This window comes from Rhizobium rhizogenes NBRC 13257, from assembly GCF_000696095.1.
Lineage (GTDB): Bacteria > Pseudomonadota > Alphaproteobacteria > Rhizobiales > Rhizobiaceae > Rhizobium > Rhizobium rhizogenes.
Map to the genome: position 1 here is coordinate 271,404 of NZ_BAYX01000004.1, position 17,641 is coordinate 289,044.

23 protein-coding genes are annotated in these 17,641 nt (G+C 59.7%); 10 read left to right on the forward strand and 13 right to left on the reverse strand.

What is annotated here, in order from left to right; genetic code table 11:
• Nucleotides 1-59: 59 nt before the first annotated feature.
• Together RRH01S_RS10725 and RRH01S_RS10730 are read left to right on the forward strand one after the other, a co-directional pair.
• Nucleotides 60-710: an outer-membrane lipoprotein carrier protein LolA gene (locus RRH01S_RS10725; RefSeq protein WP_007694548.1), complete on the forward strand. Its 651-nt coding sequence runs from the start codon at nt 60-62 to the stop codon at nt 708-710.
• A gap of 103 nt (nt 711-813) precedes the next feature.
• On the forward strand, nt 814-1,617 hold the full coding sequence (locus tag RRH01S_RS10730) for an exodeoxyribonuclease III (protein ID WP_034521735.1): 804 nt from the start codon (nt 814-816) through the stop codon (nt 1,615-1,617).
• Nucleotides 1,618-1,653: 36 nt separating this feature from the next.
• On the opposite strand, the gene RRH01S_RS10735 is transcribed toward RRH01S_RS10730, so the two are convergent.
• Together RRH01S_RS10735 and RRH01S_RS10740 are read right to left on the reverse strand one after the other, a co-directional pair.
• The gene (locus RRH01S_RS10735; protein WP_007694553.1) at nt 1,654-2,109 is read right to left on the reverse strand and encodes a cyclic nucleotide-binding domain-containing protein; all 456 of its coding nucleotides are present in this window, start codon (nt 2,107-2,109) and stop codon (nt 1,654-1,656) included.
• 9 nt (nt 2,110-2,118) lie between these two features.
• A complete protein-coding gene (locus RRH01S_RS10740) occupies nt 2,119-2,802 on the reverse strand; it encodes a response regulator transcription factor (RefSeq protein ID WP_007694554.1) in 684 nt (227 codons plus the stop codon).
• Between the two features lie 148 nt (nt 2,803-2,950).
• Between RRH01S_RS10740 and RRH01S_RS10745 the strand changes: the two genes are divergently transcribed.
• Nucleotides 2,951-3,499, forward strand: coding sequence for a L,D-transpeptidase family protein (locus RRH01S_RS10745; protein WP_034521733.1), 549 nt, complete (start codon nt 2,951-2,953; stop codon nt 3,497-3,499).
• A gap of 151 nt (nt 3,500-3,650) precedes the next feature.
• Nucleotides 3,651-4,481: an aldo/keto reductase gene (locus RRH01S_RS10750; protein ID WP_034521732.1), complete on the forward strand. Its 831-nt coding sequence runs from the start codon at nt 3,651-3,653 to the stop codon at nt 4,479-4,481.
• Nucleotides 4,482-4,561: 80 nt separating this feature from the next.
• Here the strand turns inward: RRH01S_RS10750 and RRH01S_RS10755 are convergent, their stop codons facing one another.
• On the reverse strand, nt 4,562-4,975 hold the full coding sequence (locus tag RRH01S_RS10755; protein WP_007694558.1) for an ester cyclase: 414 nt from the start codon (nt 4,973-4,975) through the stop codon (nt 4,562-4,564).
• 46 nt (nt 4,976-5,021) lie between these two features.
• On the reverse strand, nt 5,022-5,648 hold the full coding sequence (locus tag RRH01S_RS10760) for an NADPH-dependent F420 reductase (protein ID WP_034521731.1): 627 nt from the start codon (nt 5,646-5,648) through the stop codon (nt 5,022-5,024).
• Between the two features lie 100 nt (nt 5,649-5,748).
• Here RRH01S_RS10760 and RRH01S_RS10765 point away from each other — a divergent pair, with 100 nt between their 5' ends.
• The gene (locus RRH01S_RS10765; protein ID WP_034521730.1) at nt 5,749-6,645 is read left to right on the forward strand and encodes a LysR family transcriptional regulator; all 897 of its coding nucleotides are present in this window, start codon (nt 5,749-5,751) and stop codon (nt 6,643-6,645) included.
• 40 nt (nt 6,646-6,685) lie between these two features.
• On the opposite strand, the gene RRH01S_RS10770 is transcribed toward RRH01S_RS10765, so the two are convergent.
• A complete protein-coding gene (locus tag RRH01S_RS10770) occupies nt 6,686-7,213 on the reverse strand; it encodes a MarR family winged helix-turn-helix transcriptional regulator (RefSeq protein ID WP_034521729.1) in 528 nt (175 codons plus the stop codon).
• Nucleotides 7,214-7,295: 82 nt separating this feature from the next.
• On the opposite strand from RRH01S_RS10770, the gene RRH01S_RS10775 reads away from it, so the two are divergent.
• Complete coding sequence (locus tag RRH01S_RS10775; protein WP_034521728.1) at nt 7,296-8,198, forward strand: EamA family transporter; 903 nt, start codon at nt 7,296-7,298, stop codon at nt 8,196-8,198.
• Nucleotides 8,199-8,266: 68 nt separating this feature from the next.
• Here the strand turns inward: RRH01S_RS10775 and leuC are convergent, their stop codons facing one another.
• The 6 genes from leuC to RRH01S_RS10800 form a co-directional block, all read right to left on the reverse strand.
• Nucleotides 8,267-9,676, reverse strand: a complete 1,410-nt coding sequence (leuC, locus tag RRH01S_RS10780; RefSeq protein ID WP_007693806.1) for a 3-isopropylmalate dehydratase large subunit — start codon at nt 9,674-9,676, stop codon at nt 8,267-8,269.
• Nucleotides 9,677-9,745: 69 nt separating this feature from the next.
• Complete coding sequence (locus RRH01S_RS35100) at nt 9,746-9,880, reverse strand: hypothetical protein (protein WP_007693803.1); 135 nt, start codon at nt 9,878-9,880, stop codon at nt 9,746-9,748.
• A 65-nt stretch (nt 9,881-9,945) separates the two neighbouring features.
• Nucleotides 9,946-10,770 carry an amino acid ABC transporter permease gene (locus RRH01S_RS10785; RefSeq protein ID WP_012652727.1) on the reverse strand — a complete coding sequence of 275 codons (825 nt, stop codon included), beginning with the start codon at nt 10,768-10,770 and terminating at the stop codon, nt 9,946-9,948.
• A 34-nt stretch (nt 10,771-10,804) separates the two neighbouring features.
• On the reverse strand, nt 10,805-11,602 hold the full coding sequence (locus tag RRH01S_RS10790; RefSeq protein ID WP_012652726.1) for a basic amino acid ABC transporter substrate-binding protein: 798 nt from the start codon (nt 11,600-11,602) through the stop codon (nt 10,805-10,807).
• A 215-nt stretch (nt 11,603-11,817) separates the two neighbouring features.
• Nucleotides 11,818-12,372: a 50S ribosomal protein L19 gene (rplS, locus tag RRH01S_RS10795; RefSeq protein ID WP_012652725.1), complete on the reverse strand. Its 555-nt coding sequence runs from the start codon at nt 12,370-12,372 to the stop codon at nt 11,818-11,820.
• Nucleotides 12,373-12,690: 318 nt separating this feature from the next.
• Nucleotides 12,691-13,563 carry an ornithine carbamoyltransferase gene (locus RRH01S_RS10800; protein ID WP_012652724.1) on the reverse strand — a complete coding sequence of 291 codons (873 nt, stop codon included), beginning with the start codon at nt 13,561-13,563 and terminating at the stop codon, nt 12,691-12,693.
• A gap of 139 nt (nt 13,564-13,702) precedes the next feature.
• Between RRH01S_RS10800 and RRH01S_RS10805 the strand changes: the two genes are divergently transcribed.
• A complete protein-coding gene (locus RRH01S_RS10805; protein ID WP_012652723.1) occupies nt 13,703-14,290 on the forward strand; it encodes a sugar O-acetyltransferase in 588 nt (195 codons plus the stop codon).
• Nucleotides 14,291-14,311: 21 nt separating this feature from the next.
• Here the strand turns inward: RRH01S_RS10805 and RRH01S_RS10810 are convergent, their stop codons facing one another.
• Nucleotides 14,312-15,286 carry a threonine ammonia-lyase gene (locus RRH01S_RS10810; RefSeq protein WP_012652722.1) on the reverse strand — a complete coding sequence of 325 codons (975 nt, stop codon included), beginning with the start codon at nt 15,284-15,286 and terminating at the stop codon, nt 14,312-14,314.
• A gap of 79 nt (nt 15,287-15,365) precedes the next feature.
• On the opposite strand from RRH01S_RS10810, the gene RRH01S_RS10815 reads away from it, so the two are divergent.
• Both RRH01S_RS10815 and RRH01S_RS10820 read left to right on the forward strand, forming a co-directional pair.
• On the forward strand, nt 15,366-15,848 hold the full coding sequence (locus tag RRH01S_RS10815) for an Lrp/AsnC family transcriptional regulator (RefSeq protein WP_080705427.1): 483 nt from the start codon (nt 15,366-15,368) through the stop codon (nt 15,846-15,848).
• A gap of 114 nt (nt 15,849-15,962) precedes the next feature.
• The gene (locus RRH01S_RS10820; RefSeq protein ID WP_007693790.1) at nt 15,963-16,352 is read left to right on the forward strand and encodes a cupin domain-containing protein; all 390 of its coding nucleotides are present in this window, start codon (nt 15,963-15,965) and stop codon (nt 16,350-16,352) included.
• Nucleotides 16,353-16,514: 162 nt separating this feature from the next.
• Here RRH01S_RS10820 and RRH01S_RS10825 read toward each other — a convergent pair whose 3' ends face one another.
• Nucleotides 16,515-17,090: a TetR/AcrR family transcriptional regulator gene (locus RRH01S_RS10825; RefSeq protein ID WP_012652719.1), complete on the reverse strand. Its 576-nt coding sequence runs from the start codon at nt 17,088-17,090 to the stop codon at nt 16,515-16,517.
• A 143-nt stretch (nt 17,091-17,233) separates the two neighbouring features.
• Here RRH01S_RS10825 and RRH01S_RS10830 point away from each other — a divergent pair, with 143 nt between their 5' ends.
• Nucleotides 17,234-17,596, forward strand: coding sequence for a DoxX family protein (locus RRH01S_RS10830; protein WP_080515873.1), 363 nt, complete (start codon nt 17,234-17,236; stop codon nt 17,594-17,596).
• Nucleotides 17,597-17,641 lie beyond the last annotated feature (45 nt).

Sequence of the window (17,641 nt, forward strand, 5' to 3'; positions counted from 1 at the left end):
CGCCGCGCCATGAAGACGCCGATTTTGCGCGCCATGGACAAAGCATGAAGGAGAATTCGATGACAAAGTTTGATGCGCAGCCGTCCAACCGACTTTCCATGACCCGCCGGCATTTCCTCGGCGCCGTGGTCGCGGTCGGTGCGGCAGGCGCTCTGCCCGTTTCGGCCTTGGCGCAGGCGCAGGCCGCATCCCTCAATCCCAGCGTAGCGCAGCAGATCGCCGATCATTTCTCGTCGATCAAGACCATGAAGGGCGGCTTCCTGCAGATCGGACCGCGCGGCGACCAGGTGAGCGGCAGCTTTTTCATCCAGCGTCCCGGCAAGATGCGCTTCAACTACGATCCGCCGTCGCGCATGCGCGTCATCTGTGACGGCAACAACGTCCAGGTCATTAACGACCAGACGCGGACGAAGAACATGTATCAGCTGTCAAAGACGCCGCTGAGCCTGCTGCTTGCCAACAAGATCGATCTTTCCGCCGATATGGTGCGCGGTGTCGACGCGCAGCCGGACCTCACCAAGATTACGCTCGGCAACCGCACCGTCTTCGGCGATTCCACCATCGCTATGATCTTCGATTCCAAGACCTACGACCTGCGCCAGTGGACGGTGATCGACCCGCAGGGCAAGACCACCGACGTCATCATCAACAATGTGAAGACCAATGTCTCCTTCGACGACAGTGTCTTCCGCATCGACTATACGCGCTGATCGCTGTCTCCGTCCCTGGCAATAGAGGAAGCGCCGAATGGCGCTTTCCTTTCGCTCAAAGCCGGTCTAAAGCCTTATCCTGCTTAGAGGAAAGGGCTTGGGTATGGGATTTTCGATAGCGACCTGGAACATCAACTCGGTGCGGTTGCGCATGCCGATCGTCGAGCAATTCCTGATGCAGTCCCGGCCCGATATTCTCTGCCTGCAGGAGACCAAGGTTCCGAACGAGCTCTTCCCCTATGCGCCGCTGAGAGCGCTCGGCTATGAGCACATCATCATTCATGGTCAGAAGGGCTATCATGGCGTCGCTATCGCCTCGCGTTTTCCGCTGACCGAGGATCATCGGCAGGATTATTGCAATGTCGGCGACAGCCGGCATATCTCGGCGATCTTCGAGCGCGGAGGCCGGCGCATCCGGGTGCATAATTTCTACGTTCCGGCCGGCGGCGACGAGCCCGACCGGACGATCAATCCGAAGTTCGGCCACAAGCTCGACTTCATCGAGGAGATGAAGCACCTGCATGCCAATGCCGAGCAGAACACCTCCGCCATCCTCGTCGGCGACCTCAACATCGCGCCGCTCGAACACGACGTCTGGTCGCACAAGCAGTTGCTGAAGATCGTCAGCCACACACCGATCGAAACCGATGGCCTGCTTGAGGTCATGAAGCGCGGCGCCTGGCTTGATCTGATGCGCCAGCATGTGCCGGCGAACGAGAAGCTCTATACGTGGTGGAGCTACCGCGCCAAGGATTGGGAAGCAGCCGACCGCGGCCGGCGTCTCGACCACATCTGGTCGTCATCCGACCTCGGGCCGCTCTTGCAGCGCATCGATATCCTGAAGGCTGCGCGCGGCTGGGATCGCCCGTCCGACCATGTGCCGGTGACTGCGCATTTCAATCTTTGAGAATGAATCCGCAAAGCCGGACCCGTTTGGGTCCGGTCAGGAAAACCTGCCAAGCAGCGCTGCCGTCTGTCTCGCGAGTGCGGCAAAGTTTTCGCGGATGCGATTCTGGATCAGCAGGCCGGCGTCGGGATATTCCTCGATCAGCCGGTGAAACAGCGCCCGCGTGATACGCATGACATCGGATTCCTCCAGCGCCACGGCCGTGTATTTGCGCTCCACCAGGGTGACCAGTGCCAATTCGGAGAGCATGGTGCCGGCCTGCACCGTGGCTTCGACGTTCGACTGTCCGGCAGCATCTACGGTGGTGAGCTCGAAGCTGCCGTTGGCGACGACATAGGCGCATTCGGCCGGCGATTTTTCCCGGAACAGCGTCTGGCCCGGCGAGACATGGCGACGGTCGGCGCCGAAGGCGATCAGCCGCAACGGCTCTTCGCCCATGCCGTGGAACAGCGGCAGTTGCGACAGCAGGCGGATATCGTCGGTCAGCGCCATATTGAATGCCTATGGAATGATCTTGTAGCCGCCGTTTTCCGTTACCAGAATTTCGGCGTTGGAAGGATCGCGCTCGATCTTCTGGCGCAGGCGATAGACATGGGTTTCGAGCGTATGGGTGGTGACGCCGGAATTGTAGCCCCAGACCTCTTCGAGAAGGATATCGCGGGTCACGACCTTCTGGTCGGCGCGGTAAAGATAGCGGATGATCGCCGCTTCCTTTTCCGTCAGGCGGATCTTCTGGCCGTCTTCTGTGGTCAGCAGCTTCTGGCTCGGCTTGAAGAGATAGCGGCCGACGGTGAAGGTCGCGTCTTCGCTCTGCTCGTGCTGGCGAAGCTGCGCGCGGATGCGGGCGAGCAGCACGGCGAAGCGGAACGGCTTGGTGACATAATCGTTGGCGCCGGCTTCGAGGCCGAGGATGGTGTCGGAATCGGTGTCATGGCCGGTGAGCATGATGATCGGCGACTTGAAGCCGTTCTTGCGCAGCAGCTTCACGGCTTCGCGGCCATCCATATCGGGTAGGCCGACATCCATGATCAGGAGATCGACGGGGGCGGCGCGTGCGGTCTGCACGCCCTTGCCGGCGTTTACTTCCTGCAGAACCGTGAATTCCTCATATAGCGACAATTGCTCGACCAACATTTCGCGCAGGTCGTTATCATCATCCACCAGTAGAATGGTGCGTGCGGTCATGCCGTTCCGGTCCTCGTTCGTTTGCCTCCTAAGTCCTACGCCAAATTGCGTTTTTAGCAAGTCGGGAGGCGGCTCAGGCTTGGTCGTCCAGTTGAAACTGCTATGATTTCAAATCAAATCACGTGCAAAGCAAAAACATGTGAGAAAAATGGAAAAAACAAGGGTAGGCGGTAATCGAGCCGCTTCCACAATCACCGTGCGTCCTGCGCCGGGAAAGCCGACGCGGGCGCTGGTGCAGCTTGGGCCGTTGACGGTGCCCGCGGCGATCGGCCGTTCCGGGCGCAGCGTGCTGAAGTGCGAGGGGGACGGGGCGACGCCGATTGCCGCCATGAAACTGCTTCATGGCTTTACGCGGGGCGATCATGTCCGCTTCCTGCGCACCCCTTTGCCGATGCGGCGGATCCGCGAGGACATGTTCTGGTGCGACCAGCCGGAGGACGCCAATTACAACAGGCTCGTCAAGGCCCCATTCAAGCCGAGCCATGAGGAGATGCGGCGGCGCGACGGGCTCTATGATATCTGCCTGGTGCTCGACTGGAACATAGGCTCGCGCCGGCGTAACCGGGGCTCCGCCATCTTCTTCCATCTGATCAAGCCCGGCTACGAGCCGACCGCCGGCTGTATCGCCGTCAGTCTCAGGGACATGCAGCGCATTATCGGTTTCTTAAGGAAGGGCACGACAGTTCGCGTCCTTTGACGGCCATGCCGGGGTGATAATCGGGCGGCCCTGCCTTATATAGGTTTTCGGAGGGCGCATCGGTTGCGGTGCGCGGGGAAATCCCAGGCTTGTCGTTCGAGTTCGTTCGCGCCTTCACTCCATCCACGCCCAATTCATTTGGAGAGATATTGTGACCAATCAATCGACAATCACTTTCAACGACGGCAATTCCATTCCGCAGGTCGGTCTCGGCGTCTGGCAGACGCCGGAAAACGTCGCGCCCTCGGCGGTCAGCACCGCATTGAAGGCCGGCTATCGTCATGTCGACACCGCTGCCATCTATGAGAACGAAGATGGCGTCGGCGAGGGTATGCGCCAGTCCGGCGTCGCCCGCAAGGACATCTTCCTCACCACCAAGCTCTGGAACGACGAGCAGGGCTTCGACTCGACCCTGAAGGCCTTCGACGCGAGCCTGAAGCGGCTCGGCACCGATTATGTCGATCTCTATCTCATCCACTGGCCGGCACCGCGCCGCGACCGCTACGCCGACACCTGGAAGGCTTTCCTGCGTCTCAAGGAAGAAGGTCGCGCCCGCTCCATCGGCGTTTCCAACTTTGCCAAGGAGCATCTGGACCGCATCATCGGCGAAACCGGCGTGACGCCGGTGCTGAACCAGATCGAGCTGCATCCGACCTTCCAGCAGAAGGCGCTGCGCGAGGTGCATGACAAGCTCGGCATCAAGACGGAATCCTGGAGCCCGCTCGGCCAGGGCAAGTTGCTTAGCAATGCTGTGATCGGCAAGGTCGCCGCCAAGCACGGCCGCACACCGGCCCAGGTGATCATCCGCTGGCACATCGACAACGGCCTGATCGTCATCCCGAAATCGGTGACCCCGAGCCGCATCGAGGAAAACCTCAAGGTGTTTGATTTCAAGCTCGATGCCGAAGATCTGGCGGGGATCGCCAAGCTGGATTCGGCTGGCGGACGTATCGGACCGGACCCGGTGACGGCGACGTTCTGAGTGGATGGATTGGCGGAAATTCCGCCTGTGTCAAAGAGGCCCGGAGCTTACGTTCCGGGCCTCTTTGAGTTTGGAGATTATTACTTCGGAAGAGCCCCGATTTGTTGCATCAGCCCAAGAAGGTCGGGTTGGCCATATTCCTCCACGATCTGACCGTCGCTCAGATGGTAGATGTTGAGAGCCTGAACCGATATTTGCTTTCCGGTGGCGGGAACCCCGAAGAAGGTTCCTTTGTGCGTCCCGTGCATCATGAAGCGCACGGCGATCTTGTCCTGTTCAGTCACAGTTTCCTGAAGCGTCCACTGTATGTCCGGGAAACCGCCTCGCATCATATCGATGATTGCCATGTAACCGGACGGCCCCTTCATCGGCTCGGGACGGCCCGGCACGAAAAAGATCGCATTCGGAGATACAAGCTCTTCGGCCATCTTGGCATCGGCCGTATTTATGAAGTCGACGAACCGCTTCATGAAGTGGTTGTTCGTGTCTGTCATCGGGAACTCCTTTTGCGGGCTGATTGCTCAGTCTGCTGCACCGGTCTCAGACCTGAACCCAGGCGGGCGCCACGGAGGGGCCTTTGCCGAGGAAGAAGCCGAAGTGGATGTTCATCTCGCCGATGGGTTCGATGAAGCGGGCATTGGTCAGCTCTCCCGCATTGACCGGCTCGAAGCCGATGGCCTTGGCGATGTTCGATACGGTTTCCTTTGCCGGCTCGTCATTGCCGGCGACGAACACCTGCAGGGTCTTTCCGTTGCGTGCCTCGATCGGCAGAAGTGTCGCGAATATCGTGTTGAAAGCCTTCACCACGGTGGCCGTCGGCACCAGCGCCTGAATTTCCTCGGCCGCCGACGTCGAATGACCGACCAGCAATCCTCGGTAATCGGCCGTGATGGGGTTCGAGATGTCGACGAGCACCTTGCCCGTGAGGTCTCCCGCCGCCTTCAATGCCTCTCCTATCGCGCCATAGGGGAGAGCCAGAATGGCGACATCCGCCAGCTTGACGGCTGCTGCAATGCCGCCTCCTTCGACATTGGCGCCCAGTTCGGCGGCCAGTTCGGCGGCCTTTGCTGGATCGCGGTGACCGATGACCAGTTCACAACCTGCTCCGGCCAGCGCGTGAGCAAGGCCTGCTCCCATGTTACCAGTGCCGATAATTGCGATTTTCATGTCCGTCGCTCCTTTGTGATTGCTGACGGAATGAATAGGATTATTCTCATATCGGGATAAATAGTCGATTTTACGCAGCACTTGAAATGGATTGTTTCTAATGGACCGGTTCTCCAGCATGAGCATCTTCGTCAAAGCCGTGGAGCTGGGGTCGTTCAGTGCTGCTGCCGACGCCTTGAACATGTCGCCGCAGCTTGTCGGTAAACATGTGCAATTCCTGGAGCATCATCTGGGTGTCCGGCTTCTGAACCGAACCACCCGCCGGCAGCACCTGACCGAGGTCGGCAGCCTGTTCTACGAGCGTTCGCGCAACATACTGGCGGAAGTCGAATCCGCGGAAGCTTTGGCGGCGGAAACGCGCGCGGTTCCTCGGGGCAGGTTGAGGGTCAGTGCCCCCGTGACCTTCGGAATCAACGCCCTTGCGCCCAAATTGCCCGAATATTTGAAGGCATATCCGGAGGTCTCGATTGACCTGTCACTGTCGAACCGATTGGTTGACCTGATAGACGAGGGATATGATGCGATCTTCCGCGTCGGGGAGTTGTCGGACAGCGGATTGATCGCCCGGCGCCTGGATCCCTACCGCCTCATTATTTGTGCGGCCCCGCGTTATCTTGAGTCTCGTGGAACGCCCCGTACACCAGGCGATCTCGTAGATCACGAGTGCCTGATCTTTTCGCATACGCGTTTGAGAACGCATTGGGCCTTCGAAGGACCGGACGGATATGTCGATGTTCCCATATCGGGGCGGTTGACGGTCGACAGCGGCGAAGCCTTGCTTCAGGCGGCGGTGGCAGGGCTTGGGATCATTTTCCAGCCCCTCGAACTGATCCGCGCGAGCATCGAATCGGGGCAACTGGTGCCTATCCTGCCGGAGTACAAGATACCGACACGCCCGTTGCATGTTCTCTACGCCCCTGATCGCCGCATCACCCCGAAATTGCGCAGTTTCCTTGACTACGTGGTCGCGGAATTCGGCAAGGAGGCATCAGCTTAGTTAGGGCGTTGCTCGCATCCTCGAGTGGCCTTGGCTCAAGCTATTCATTCGAAGCTACAGCCGTAGTCTTTTCTTCCGGCGCGAACATTTCGAAGCCGGCTAAATATTTTCCGAGCAAGGCGTCGAGCGTCGTCTTCTCCTCTTCCGTGAGGCTCGATACGAGCCGAGCCTGTGTCTCGACATGGGCGGTTACGGCCGCGTCGATCAGCGCAAAGCCATTTTCGGTCAACGACACCAGAAAGCTTCGGCCGTCATCGGGATTGGGGCTGCGGGTGACGAGGCCTGTCTTTTCCAGTTGATCGATGCGATTGGTCATCGTGCCGGAGGTCACCATCATGGTGGCCATCAGGTCGTTGGGGGAGAGGGTGTAAGGCGCGCCCGAGCGGCGCAGGGTGGCCAGGACATCGAAAGCCGGACCGTTCAGATCGAATTGCGCAAAGGTCTTGCCCATCTCGCGGCTAAGGTGATGGGCGAGGTTTCCGATGCGGCCGATCAGCCCCATCGGAGCGACGTCGAGGTCGGGCCGTTCCCGGTGCCATTGAGCGAGAATTTTGTCGATACGATCCATGCGCAGACATCGCCATGGAATTATCTTGACGTCAAGGTATTTTGAACTATCTTGAAGTCAAGATAAATTTGAGGCTCGTGCCATGACCCGCAATTCCGACCTGTTGCTGACCGCGATCGCGCCGGCGATCTGGGGTAGCACCTATCTGGTGACGACCGAACTCTTGCCGGCCGGCTATCCGCTAACGGTCGCCATGCTGCGCGCCTTGCCGGCGGGGCTGCTGCTGCTCGCCATCGTGCGGCGCCTGCCGGATGGGATCTGGTGGCCGCGGTCGCTCGTTCTTGGTGCGCTGAACTTCTCGATTTTCTGGTGGATGCTATTCATCTCGGCCTATCGGTTGCCGGGCGGGGTGGCGGCCACCGTCGGCGCGATCCAGCCGCTGATCGTCATCGTGCTGGCGCGGCTATTGCTCGGTTCGCCGATCCGTGGCCTTTCGGTTATAGCGGCGATTGCCGGGATAGCCGGTGTCGCGCTTCTTATTCTTACACCGCAGGCAACGCTCGATCCGATCGGCATTGCGGCGGGCATTGGCGGCGCTTTTTCCATGGCGGCGGGCACGGTGCTCAGCCGCCGCTGGCGGCCACCCGTCTCGCCGCTCACCTTCACCGCATGGCAATTGACGGCCGGGGGCTTGCTGTTGCTGCCTTTCGCCCTGATGCTGGAGCCGCCGCTTCCGCATCTGACGGGCGCCAATATTCTGGGCTTTGCCTATCTCGGCCTGATCGGCGCCGCGCTCACCTATATTCTCTGGTTTCGCGGTCTATCGCGGCTGGAGCCGTCCGTGGTCTCGCCGCTCGGGTTTCTGAGCCCGACGACTGCCGTTATCCTCGGCTGGTGGGTGCTGGGCCAGCAGCTCAGCCCGATGCAGATATTCGGCATTGTCGTCGTGCTTGGCAGCGTCTGGCTCAGCCAGCGGGCGCAATTGGCTCCATCTGTTGAAAGATCGGTGGTCACCGAGCCTTCCACACTTACGTCGAAGCGATAAGGTCTGTTCAAGCCCAACAAAAAAGGCGGCCCGGAGGCCGCCTTTTGCAGTCGATCAGTTAATACCGATCAATTCCATTCGCGGATATCGACGAAGTGGCCGGCGATTGCCGCGGCCGCTGCCATGGCGGGCGAGACCAGATGGGTGCGGCCCTTGAAGCCCTGGCGGCCTTCAAAGTTGCGGTTCGAGGTCGAGGCGCAGCGTTCGCCCGGCTTCAGGCGGTCGTCATTCATGGCCAGGCACATGGAACAGCCAGGCTCGCGCCAGTCGAAGCCGGCGGCCTTGAAGATCTTGTCGAGGCCTTCGGCTTCCGCCTGTTCCTTGACCAGACCGGAGCCCGGAACGATCATCGCGTCGACGGTGGATGCCACGGTCTTGCCTTCGACGACCTTGGCAACGGCGCGCAGGTCTTCGATGCGGCCGTTGGTGCAGGAGCCGATGAAGACGCGGTCGATGTTGATCTCGGTCATCGGCGTGCCCGGCTTCAGGCCCATATAGTCCAGCGCGCGCCACTTGGAGGTGCGCTTGTTCTCGTCCTGGATCTCGTCCGGGTTCGGAACGATGCCCTGAACGGAGACGACGTCTTCGGGCGAGGAACCCCAGGAGACGATCGGCGGCAGGGCGGCGGCGTCGAGCACGACGACGCGGTCGTAATGTGCGCCTTCATCTGTCTGCAGCGTCTTCCAGTAGGCGATCGCCTGCTCCAGGGCTTCGCCCGTCGGCGAGCGCGGCTTGCCCTTGATGTATTCGAAGGTGGTCTCGTCAGGGGCGATGAGGCCGGCGCGGGCACCGCCTTCGATCGACATGTTGCAGATCGTCATGCGGCCTTCCATCGACAGTGCGCGGATGGCTTCGCCCGCATATTCGATGACGTAGCCGGTGCCGCCGGCAGTGCCGATTTCGCCGATGATGGCAAGGATGATGTCCTTGGCGGTGACGCCGGCCGGCAGCTGGCCGTCAACGCGCACGAGCATGTTCTTCGCCTTCTTCTGGATCAGCGTCTGGGTCGCCAGAACGTGTTCCACTTCAGACGTGCCGATGCCGTGCGCCAGCGAGCCGAAGGCGCCGTGGGTCGAGGTGTGGCTGTCGCCGCAGACGATGGTCATGCCGGGCAGGGTGAAGCCCTGTTCCGGGCCGATAATGTGGACGATGCCCTGGCGCTTGTCGCTTGCCGAATAATATTCGACGCCGAATTCGGCGGCGTTGGTGGCGAGCGCCTCGACCTGGATGCGGCTTTCCTCGTTCTTGATGCCGAGATGGCGATCGGGTGAGGTCGGAACGTTGTGGTCGACGACAGCAAGCGTCTTTTCCGGGGCGCGGACCTTGCGGCCGGTCATGCGCAGGCCTTCGAATGCCTGCGGCGACGTCACTTCATGGACGAGGTGACGGTCGATGTAGAGAAGACAGGTGCCGTCGTCCTGGCTGTCGACGAGATGGTCATCCCAGATTTTATCGTAAAGGGTACGTGGAGCGCTCATGGCTACAGATCCATATTGGCATTGTCGAAATAGGGGGTGACGGATCAGGACCGCCGGCCTCGGGTGTGATCAGCGAAGTCGGCTGTTGAGCGCGCCCGAAATCATCGCAAAGAATCGTGCCGGCAGGCGCTTGTGGTCCTGCAGCACAAAAATCGTGACGAATTGTCCGTCTTTGCTCATGATCCTAGTCATGGCGTTGCTCATATCAATTTTCCGAAGTCTCGGCAATGCTGACGTTTGGCCGCAAAGGATTGCGATGATACCCCGCGTCAGCGCATATGCCGCTCCCGCATCCGCTTTTCGAACTTTCGCAGCACCAGCGACAGCCCAATCGTCAGGATCAGGTAGATATAGGCGAGGATCGAGTAGCTTTCAAAGTAGCGGAAGGAGCCGGACGAATAGATCTTGGCAAGCTGGGTGATATCGGCGACGCCGAGCACCGAGACCAGCGAGCTGTCCTTCACCATCGCGATGAAATCGTTGGAGAGCGGCGGGAAGATGACGCGAAACGCCTGCGGCGCGATGACATGGCGGAAACGCCGGTAGCGCGACAGGCCGAGCGCCTTCGCCGCTTCGATTTGGCCCGGATCGACTGCCTGGATACCGGCGCGAAAAACCTCGGCGATGAAGGCGGCATAGGCGATCATCAAGGCCACGATCGCCCGCCACATCAGCGGCACGTCGCGCACCAGCAGAGGCTCAGTCCAGCCGGCGGAGGCGAGCGGCGATGTGGCGGTATTGTAGAGCGCGACGAAAGCCGGCGCGCCGACGAAGGCGATGTAGGACAGCAGGACCAGGATCGGGATGCCGCGTATGACTTCGACATAGAAGCGGGCGATCTGGCGCAGGATCAGGCTGTCGGAGAGGCCCAGCAGCGCAATGCCGAGGCCGAGCGCCATCGCCAGCGCGAAGGCGACGAGCGTGACGAAGATGGTGGTGCCGATGCCCTGGACGATGGTCTTGAAGACTTGGGCGTAAAGATCGCTGGTGACGATGGCGATTGCGGTGGCAATACCGATGAGAACAAGGACGACCAGCCACCAGGGAAAGTCGTCCTTGCTATAGTGTCCGCTCGGGCCTGCTTGCAGCGCCATTAAAGCGGGCTTCCGGTTTCAAACCGCATCTGGCTTACTGGCCCATCTTGTAGTCGAGGAACCATTTCTTGTTCAGCGCCTCGAAAGTGCCGTCGGCCTTCAGGCTGGCGATCGCGGCATTGATCGGGGCAACGAGATCGGAGCCCTTCGGGAAGATGAAGCCGAAGTCCTCGGTGCCGAGCGGGCCGCCGATCATCTTCAGGCCGCCGTTGGAAGCATCGACATAGCCCTTGCCGGCGGTGCCGTCGGTCAGAACAGTGTCGACGTCGCCGGTCTTCAACGCCTGCACGGTGGCGCCAAAGGTCTCGAACAGCTTGATGCGCGGGTTCTGCTCGTTGCCGTCGAGTACTTCGTAGACGGCGGTGTAGAAGGGGGTCGTGCCCGGCTGCGCGCCGACCAGCCCGTCCTTGAAGGCGGAGAAGCTCTTGGCGTCGGTAAAGCGCTTCTCGTCGCTGCGCACCAGCATGAACTGCTGCGAGCGCATATAGGGGTCGGAGAAGTCGACCTTCTGCTTCCGGTCTTCCTTGATGGTGATGCCGGTCATGCCGATGTTGTACTGGCCCTGGGAGACGGCCTGGATCATCGCGTCCCAGCTGGTGTTCTGGTACTCGACCTTGAAGTTCAGTCGCTTGGCGATCTCGTTCATCGCGTCATATTCCCAGCCGATCGCCTTGCCGGACTTGGGGTCGACGAACTGCAGCGGCGGATAGGCATTCTCGGTGACGACGACGACGGTCTTGCCGTTGAGGTTCGGCAGGTCGGCGGCGAAAGAGGCGAAAGGTGCAAGCACCAGGGCCGTGAGACCCAGAAGAAAAGAACGACGGAATGCCATGGAAATTCCCCTTATAGTGTGTTGGAAAATTGTCATATTTTTAAAGCCGATGGCAAGGCTATTGCCATGGTCGTCACGATAAAAACAGAAAAGCAGCTCCAAAGCCGTCGGCTTATGGAGAATTTTTCTTCGCGCCCAGCCGCCCTTGGTCGCCCCCAACAAAAAAAGGCGACCCGAAGGCCGCCTTGATTTCCACAATCCGAAAGGATCGAGACTTATTCTGCTGCCGGTTCAGCGGCTGCGGCTGCTTCTGCAGCAGCTGCTGCTTCGGCTGCGGCCTTTGCTTCGGCGGCTTCAGCTGCTGCCTTTTCGGCTGCGAGAGCCTGGGCTGCAGCAACCTTTTCGGCTTCGATGCGAGCCTTTTCAGCGAGAAGCGCCTGGCGCTCGGCGTCGTTGAGCTTGCGGGCGCGCGTGCCGGTGTTTTCAACGATACGGGCAGCCTTGCCGCGCAGGTCGCGCAGGTAATAGAGCTTGGCGCGACGGACCTTACCGCGGCGAACGATTTCGACGCTTTCGATCATCGGCGAGTAAACCGGGAATACGCGCTCGACGCCTTCGCCGTAGGAGATCTTGCGAACGGTGAAATTTTCCTGCAGACCGCCGCCGGAGCGAGCGATGCAGACGCCTTCATAGGCCTGCACGCGGGTACGGGTGCCTTCCGTGACCTTCACGTTGACGCGAAGGGTGTCGCCAGCGGAAAAGTCGGGGAGCGTGCGCTTGGCTTCGATCTTGGCAGCCTGTTCGGCTTCCAACTGCTGAATGATGTTCATGTTATCAACCTCGTTGTTGCTTCAACAGCCAGAGCGCCCTGAGTGCTCTATCCTTGGTTGGATCCTTAAGATCTCGCCTTGGATATATGCCTATAAAGGCAGGGGCGAATGCGTCTGCTTTTCTTTGGTGGTTGATGGGAAATTTCCCATGCCGGGCGCGCACATACCCTATTGCTGCGCCTTTGTCACCCCTTGGCGGGGAATTTCGTGCGCGGAAGGCGGCTTTTCCGGGTTTTCGCTATGCGCGCGGCGCCCCGGGCGACTTAAATGCCAAGAGGTGGCTGTCTATGTCGAATTTGGTGTCGGTGTCAAAAGACCTCAAACGACGATCCATTCCAGCAATGCATTCTGCGCATGCAGGAGAAAAGCCTTTGCCGCCCTGCTCTGGCAGGCCGGATGGGTCATCGCGTCCGTGGTGACTTCCTGCCCCCTGGCGACGGGCGGGCAGGGGAGGAAGATCGTGTCGGGGCGGCACCGGTCGAGTGTGGCGGCCGATATCCGGTAGTCGCGTAGCTGGGCTTGTGCGGTATCATCCAACCAACAGTCCGTAATGATGACGTCGGCGTCCAGCAACTCCTTCATATCGATGCTGGTGCTGAAATTCGCGTTCGAAAGATCCCGGTCGCGGACGTGCCATTTTTCCGGATAGACCTGCGTGACCTTGATCGGCAAGGCGAGCGAAGCCTCGACCCATGACCGTAGGATATTGGCATCGGGCGCGACGCCGACGACCTTGAGGCCACCGATACTGCCCCTTCGGCTTTTGACATAGGCGAGGTCGCCCAGCGTTTCGCAAGGGTGGTTCGATTTGGTCCGGGCATTGATGACAGGCGCGTCCGCGGTCGCCGCCAGTTCGCGCAGGGCGGTCAGCAGCTTTGTGCGGACAATCAGGACATCGAACCAATTGTCGAGATAGCCGGCGAGGTCGGCGGTTTCCTCACGCGCATTAAAGCTGATCGGCGCCTGCACACAGATGCCGCCCATCGCCTGGACGCCAAGGCTGAAAGCCGTGGTGTTCCGCCAGCCGCTGTCATCGGCGATCAGCGCGACATGCTTGCGCTCCAGGCTTTGCGGCATACGGCGATCCGCCCATGCGCCGGCCAGGACGTTGGCGCGGTCGAGAAGCGAAAGAATGATGTCCGATGGCAGATCGTGGAATTCGAGAAAGCTTTTTCCGGTTCTGCCAGGCATCTTCGCTCCGATACATGAGACATGTCCATGTCGTCATTAGCACCTGAAAAATGGCTGGCTCGCAAGAGCCTCCGTGTTCATTGATGGTTCACGCGTGTCTGATAGGCAGGCAATTTCCCAACATTGCGTAGAGATTGCCATGACACTCGCTGACCAGTTCGAAATCATCCGCTCGGGCAGGATGTACAATGATCTGACGCCGGAATTGATCAAGGCCCGCGAGGAAGCCGTTTTTCTGACCAATGATTACAATGCCAGTTTTGGAAAACCGTCGGCTGAAAGAGAAAGCATCCTGCGCAAGCTGTTGGGGGCGATCGGCAAGAGTGTTCATTTCGAGCCGACCTTCCGTTGCGAGTTTGGCCGTAACATCGTCATCGGCAACAATTTCTATGCCAATTTCGATTGCGTGATGCTGGACGGCGGCGGCATCGAGATTGGCGATGACGTCCTGTTCGGGCCTCGCGTGGGCATTTATACCTCCAACCATGCCATTGACGCTTCCGAACGCGCTGCCGGGGGCTGCTATGCAAAGCCGGTGAAGATCGGTAATCGGGTATGGATCGGCGCCGGCGTTCACATCAACCAGGGCGTAACCATAGGCGACGGCGCGGTCATCGGTTCGGGTAGCGTCGTGACGAAGGACATTCCCGCCGGTGTGATTGCCGCCGGTGTTCCTTGCAGGGTCATCAGGGACATCACCGAGAAGGACAAAACGGGCTTCGAATAACGCTCAGGCAGGTTCGACGAATCAGCGTGAGGCGGCCCGAGCCGCTTCCTCCGGCAACCACTGGGCAATTTGCTCCGGCGTAAGATTTGCTCCGCACAGTATTGTCGCAACCCTCGTCCCCTGCATGGTCGCGGCTGTCGCCAAAACACCGGCCAGCCCCGCAGCGCCTGCCGGTTCAACCAGCCGGTTCCACCTGGAATGCGCAAACCGCATGGCATCGATTATACAGGCATCGTCGACAAGCACGATGTCATCGATCGTCGTGGCCAGCCAATCGACGGCAACCGGAACCGGATCGCGTACGGCGATCCCATCCGCGATCGTTGTCGCCTTATCTGTCGGAACGGGGTAGCCTGCCTGCCATGAAAGCTGCATGCAGGGAGCCCCTTTCGCGGCGACTGCGATGACTTTGGTGGTGGGCGACGCCGTTTTGAACCAGCAGCCGATCCCTGCCGCCAGCGCACCATTTCCGAGGGGCACAAAAACCGCATCGATATTGCCGAATGCCTCGGTGAGTTCGGCCGCGATCGTTCCGGCGCCTTCCGCGATGCTGGCGCTTGCGCCATCCTCCACGAAGGTTGCCCCTCTTTCCGAGGCATATTCCCGGGCTCTTGCTTTCGCCGCGTCGAAGTCATCCCCAAACAGAATGACCTCCGCGCCGAGCCTGCGCATAGCCTCGATCTTCAGCGGATTGGCGGAGAGGCTGGCGAATACGGTCAGCTTGCGGCCCAGTTTTGCCGCGCCGTAGGCGAGCCCCTGGCCAAAGTTGCCTGCCGACGCTGTGACCAGAGGTCCACTCTCCGCGCTTGCGCACGCCAGATAATAACCGGTGCCCCTGCCTTTGAAGCAACGGATGGGATTATCCGTTTCGTCCTTGGCTGCAAGTGTCAGGCCGAGTGTCGCGTCGGTGAGCAATGCCGAGTTCAGGAAGATCGGATCGATCCGCCTTCTGGCATCGACGATATTCGAAGAGGATAGCTGAGATTGTCTTGTCATGGGGGCAATGATAGATCTCATCGATGCGGAAATTCATCGATATTTACGGTAATTGCGCTGTTCTTCCGCATGGATGGCTATGTTTTCGGGGGAAACACGCTTGGATGAGAAAGATCGAGAAATTCTGTTGATCCTGCAGGACAATGCTGACCAGCCCGCGAAAGCCATCGCGCAAGTCGTCAATCTTTCGCCTTCTGCAGTCGAGCGGCGTATCAGCAAGCTTAAACGCGAGGGCGTGATCGACCGGATCGTCGCTGTTGTCAGTCCTGCTGCCGTCCGTCGGAACCTCAGAATTTTGGTCGAGATCGAAATACAAAACGAGTATCGCCACAATCTCGAAGCTTTCCAACGTTGGCTTGTCCAGGCGCCGGAAGTCCAATCCTGTTGGTATGTCACCGGCGACACCGACTTCGTCTTGTCGGTAACGGTGCGGGATATTGAAGAATACAACGCCTTCATCGAGCGGATGATGACAGATCAGCGAGAGCTTGTGCGCAAGTACAAAAGCCTGATCGCGCTCAAAACGATCAAGCATGGGATGGCTCTTTCGGTGGATGAATAGGGCGTCGCCAGTCGTCGTCGCCTTTCGGTTCTAAGGGGACACTTGCTGTTACCCCGCCTCCTTTATGATAGGCATGCGTTGTTTCAGCATGCGAACGAGAAGGAGCCAGCCGCGATGAAGTGCCTGCGCATCTATGCCACTCCGGACGGCGAGTCGCATTTCGACGAAGTCGAATTGCCGACGACGAAGACGTCGGTGCACCCCGATGCCATCCAGTTCGATGTTACGGCCAGTTATCCGGCGTCCCGCGTCCGCCTCACCCACATCCCAGCAGGCATGCGCGAGGTTGCCTGGCATAAAGTCCCGGAGCCTGTGCTTACGGTCAGGCTGGATGGTTCGGTTGAATACGAGACGAGCGACGGAGAGGTGCGCCACGTTCAGGCGGGCAGCTTCGTGTTGGTGGAGGACACACACGGCAAGGGCCATCTGTCACGTCATTCCCCAGAGGCACAAACCGTCATCTGGATCTCACTGCCGAACGGTCTCGAATTGCCGCCAGCTTAGTCCGCCTAGGCGCGTCGTCAGCGCCGCGATTGAGAACGATCGCAATTGGCGCGAAGCGGGCGAACGCTGTCGTCGCCTTTCGGCCCATTGCAGGCAAACTGGATGCGTAACGCGTCAACACCCGAAAAGTCCCTCGACAGAAGCTTCTCGACCAACCGTTTTTCATTCTTGGTGAGCTGACACCATCTGCATGATGAGGGTGATCCGGTGAGCCCGGAAAGCGGGTCTTATTCTGCCGTGGCGTTCAAGCTGGGCCAATCCGTGAAGTGCCGCCCAAAAAGTTTCGGTAGCGGTATCCACATCCTTGGAGAACGGCGCGATCACTGTCGCCATGGCTCCGAAACCCTCACGGAGCTGGGGTGGCGTGTCGGATCTGGCGAAGCGCAGACCGGTCGGCAGGACAAACATCGCCTCGTACATCGCAGGCCGGGCGAAAGCGAAATCGAGATAGGCGGTCGCGACGCCTTCCACCAACTCCCTTGGCGTAGATGATGGCCGGATCGCTGCGCGGAGGATCGCCGCCAGCTCGCCGAAGCCTTCGAGCGCGACCGCTCCGACGATCTCATCGCGATTTTGGAAATGAGAATAGAGAACCGGCTGACTGAATTCTATCTCGTCGGCGAGACGCCGGATCGTGACGGAAGCCCAGCCCTCGCGTTCCGCGATTGTCCTTGCGGCGACAATGATCCGGCGTTCACGCTCCTCCCGTTCCCTGGCCTTGCGTTCGCTGATTCCCACCGTGTGCCTCTATCTTCATTCGCGCGATTTCTCTGAAGTTGAGACTATCAAATAAAGCGACGATTGACAATCTAGCGACGCTAGAATACATACCACCGATATGAAGTGGCGCCTGACACGGGTCATCACAGAAGAGAACATCAATGAATCTTCCAATTCAAATTTTCACGGGTGCAACGGTGCTCGATACCATCCTCGTTTGGCTAGCAGCCGGGGCGTTTCTGGTCGGCGCTATCGTCAACGCGAGTGGACACCCGAAAATCCGCGCAGGTTTTGTGCGACTTGGTTTCCCATTCTGGTGGTGCTGGGTAACATCAGCCCTCGAACTCGCTACCGCGACGCTGTTGGTCACAGCCGGCACCCGATACATTGGGGTCGCTTTGGGCACCTGCATCATGCTGGCCGCGATCGCCGCTGTCCTGCGTATCCGGAATTACCGCGAACTCCCGCCGACTCTCGTGTTCCTGTTGCTGCTGATACTGGCCAGTCTCAGCGGGCACGCCTGAGCATCTCGCGGGAAACAGAGCCATCCGTCTGGAGAATCCGCGCTT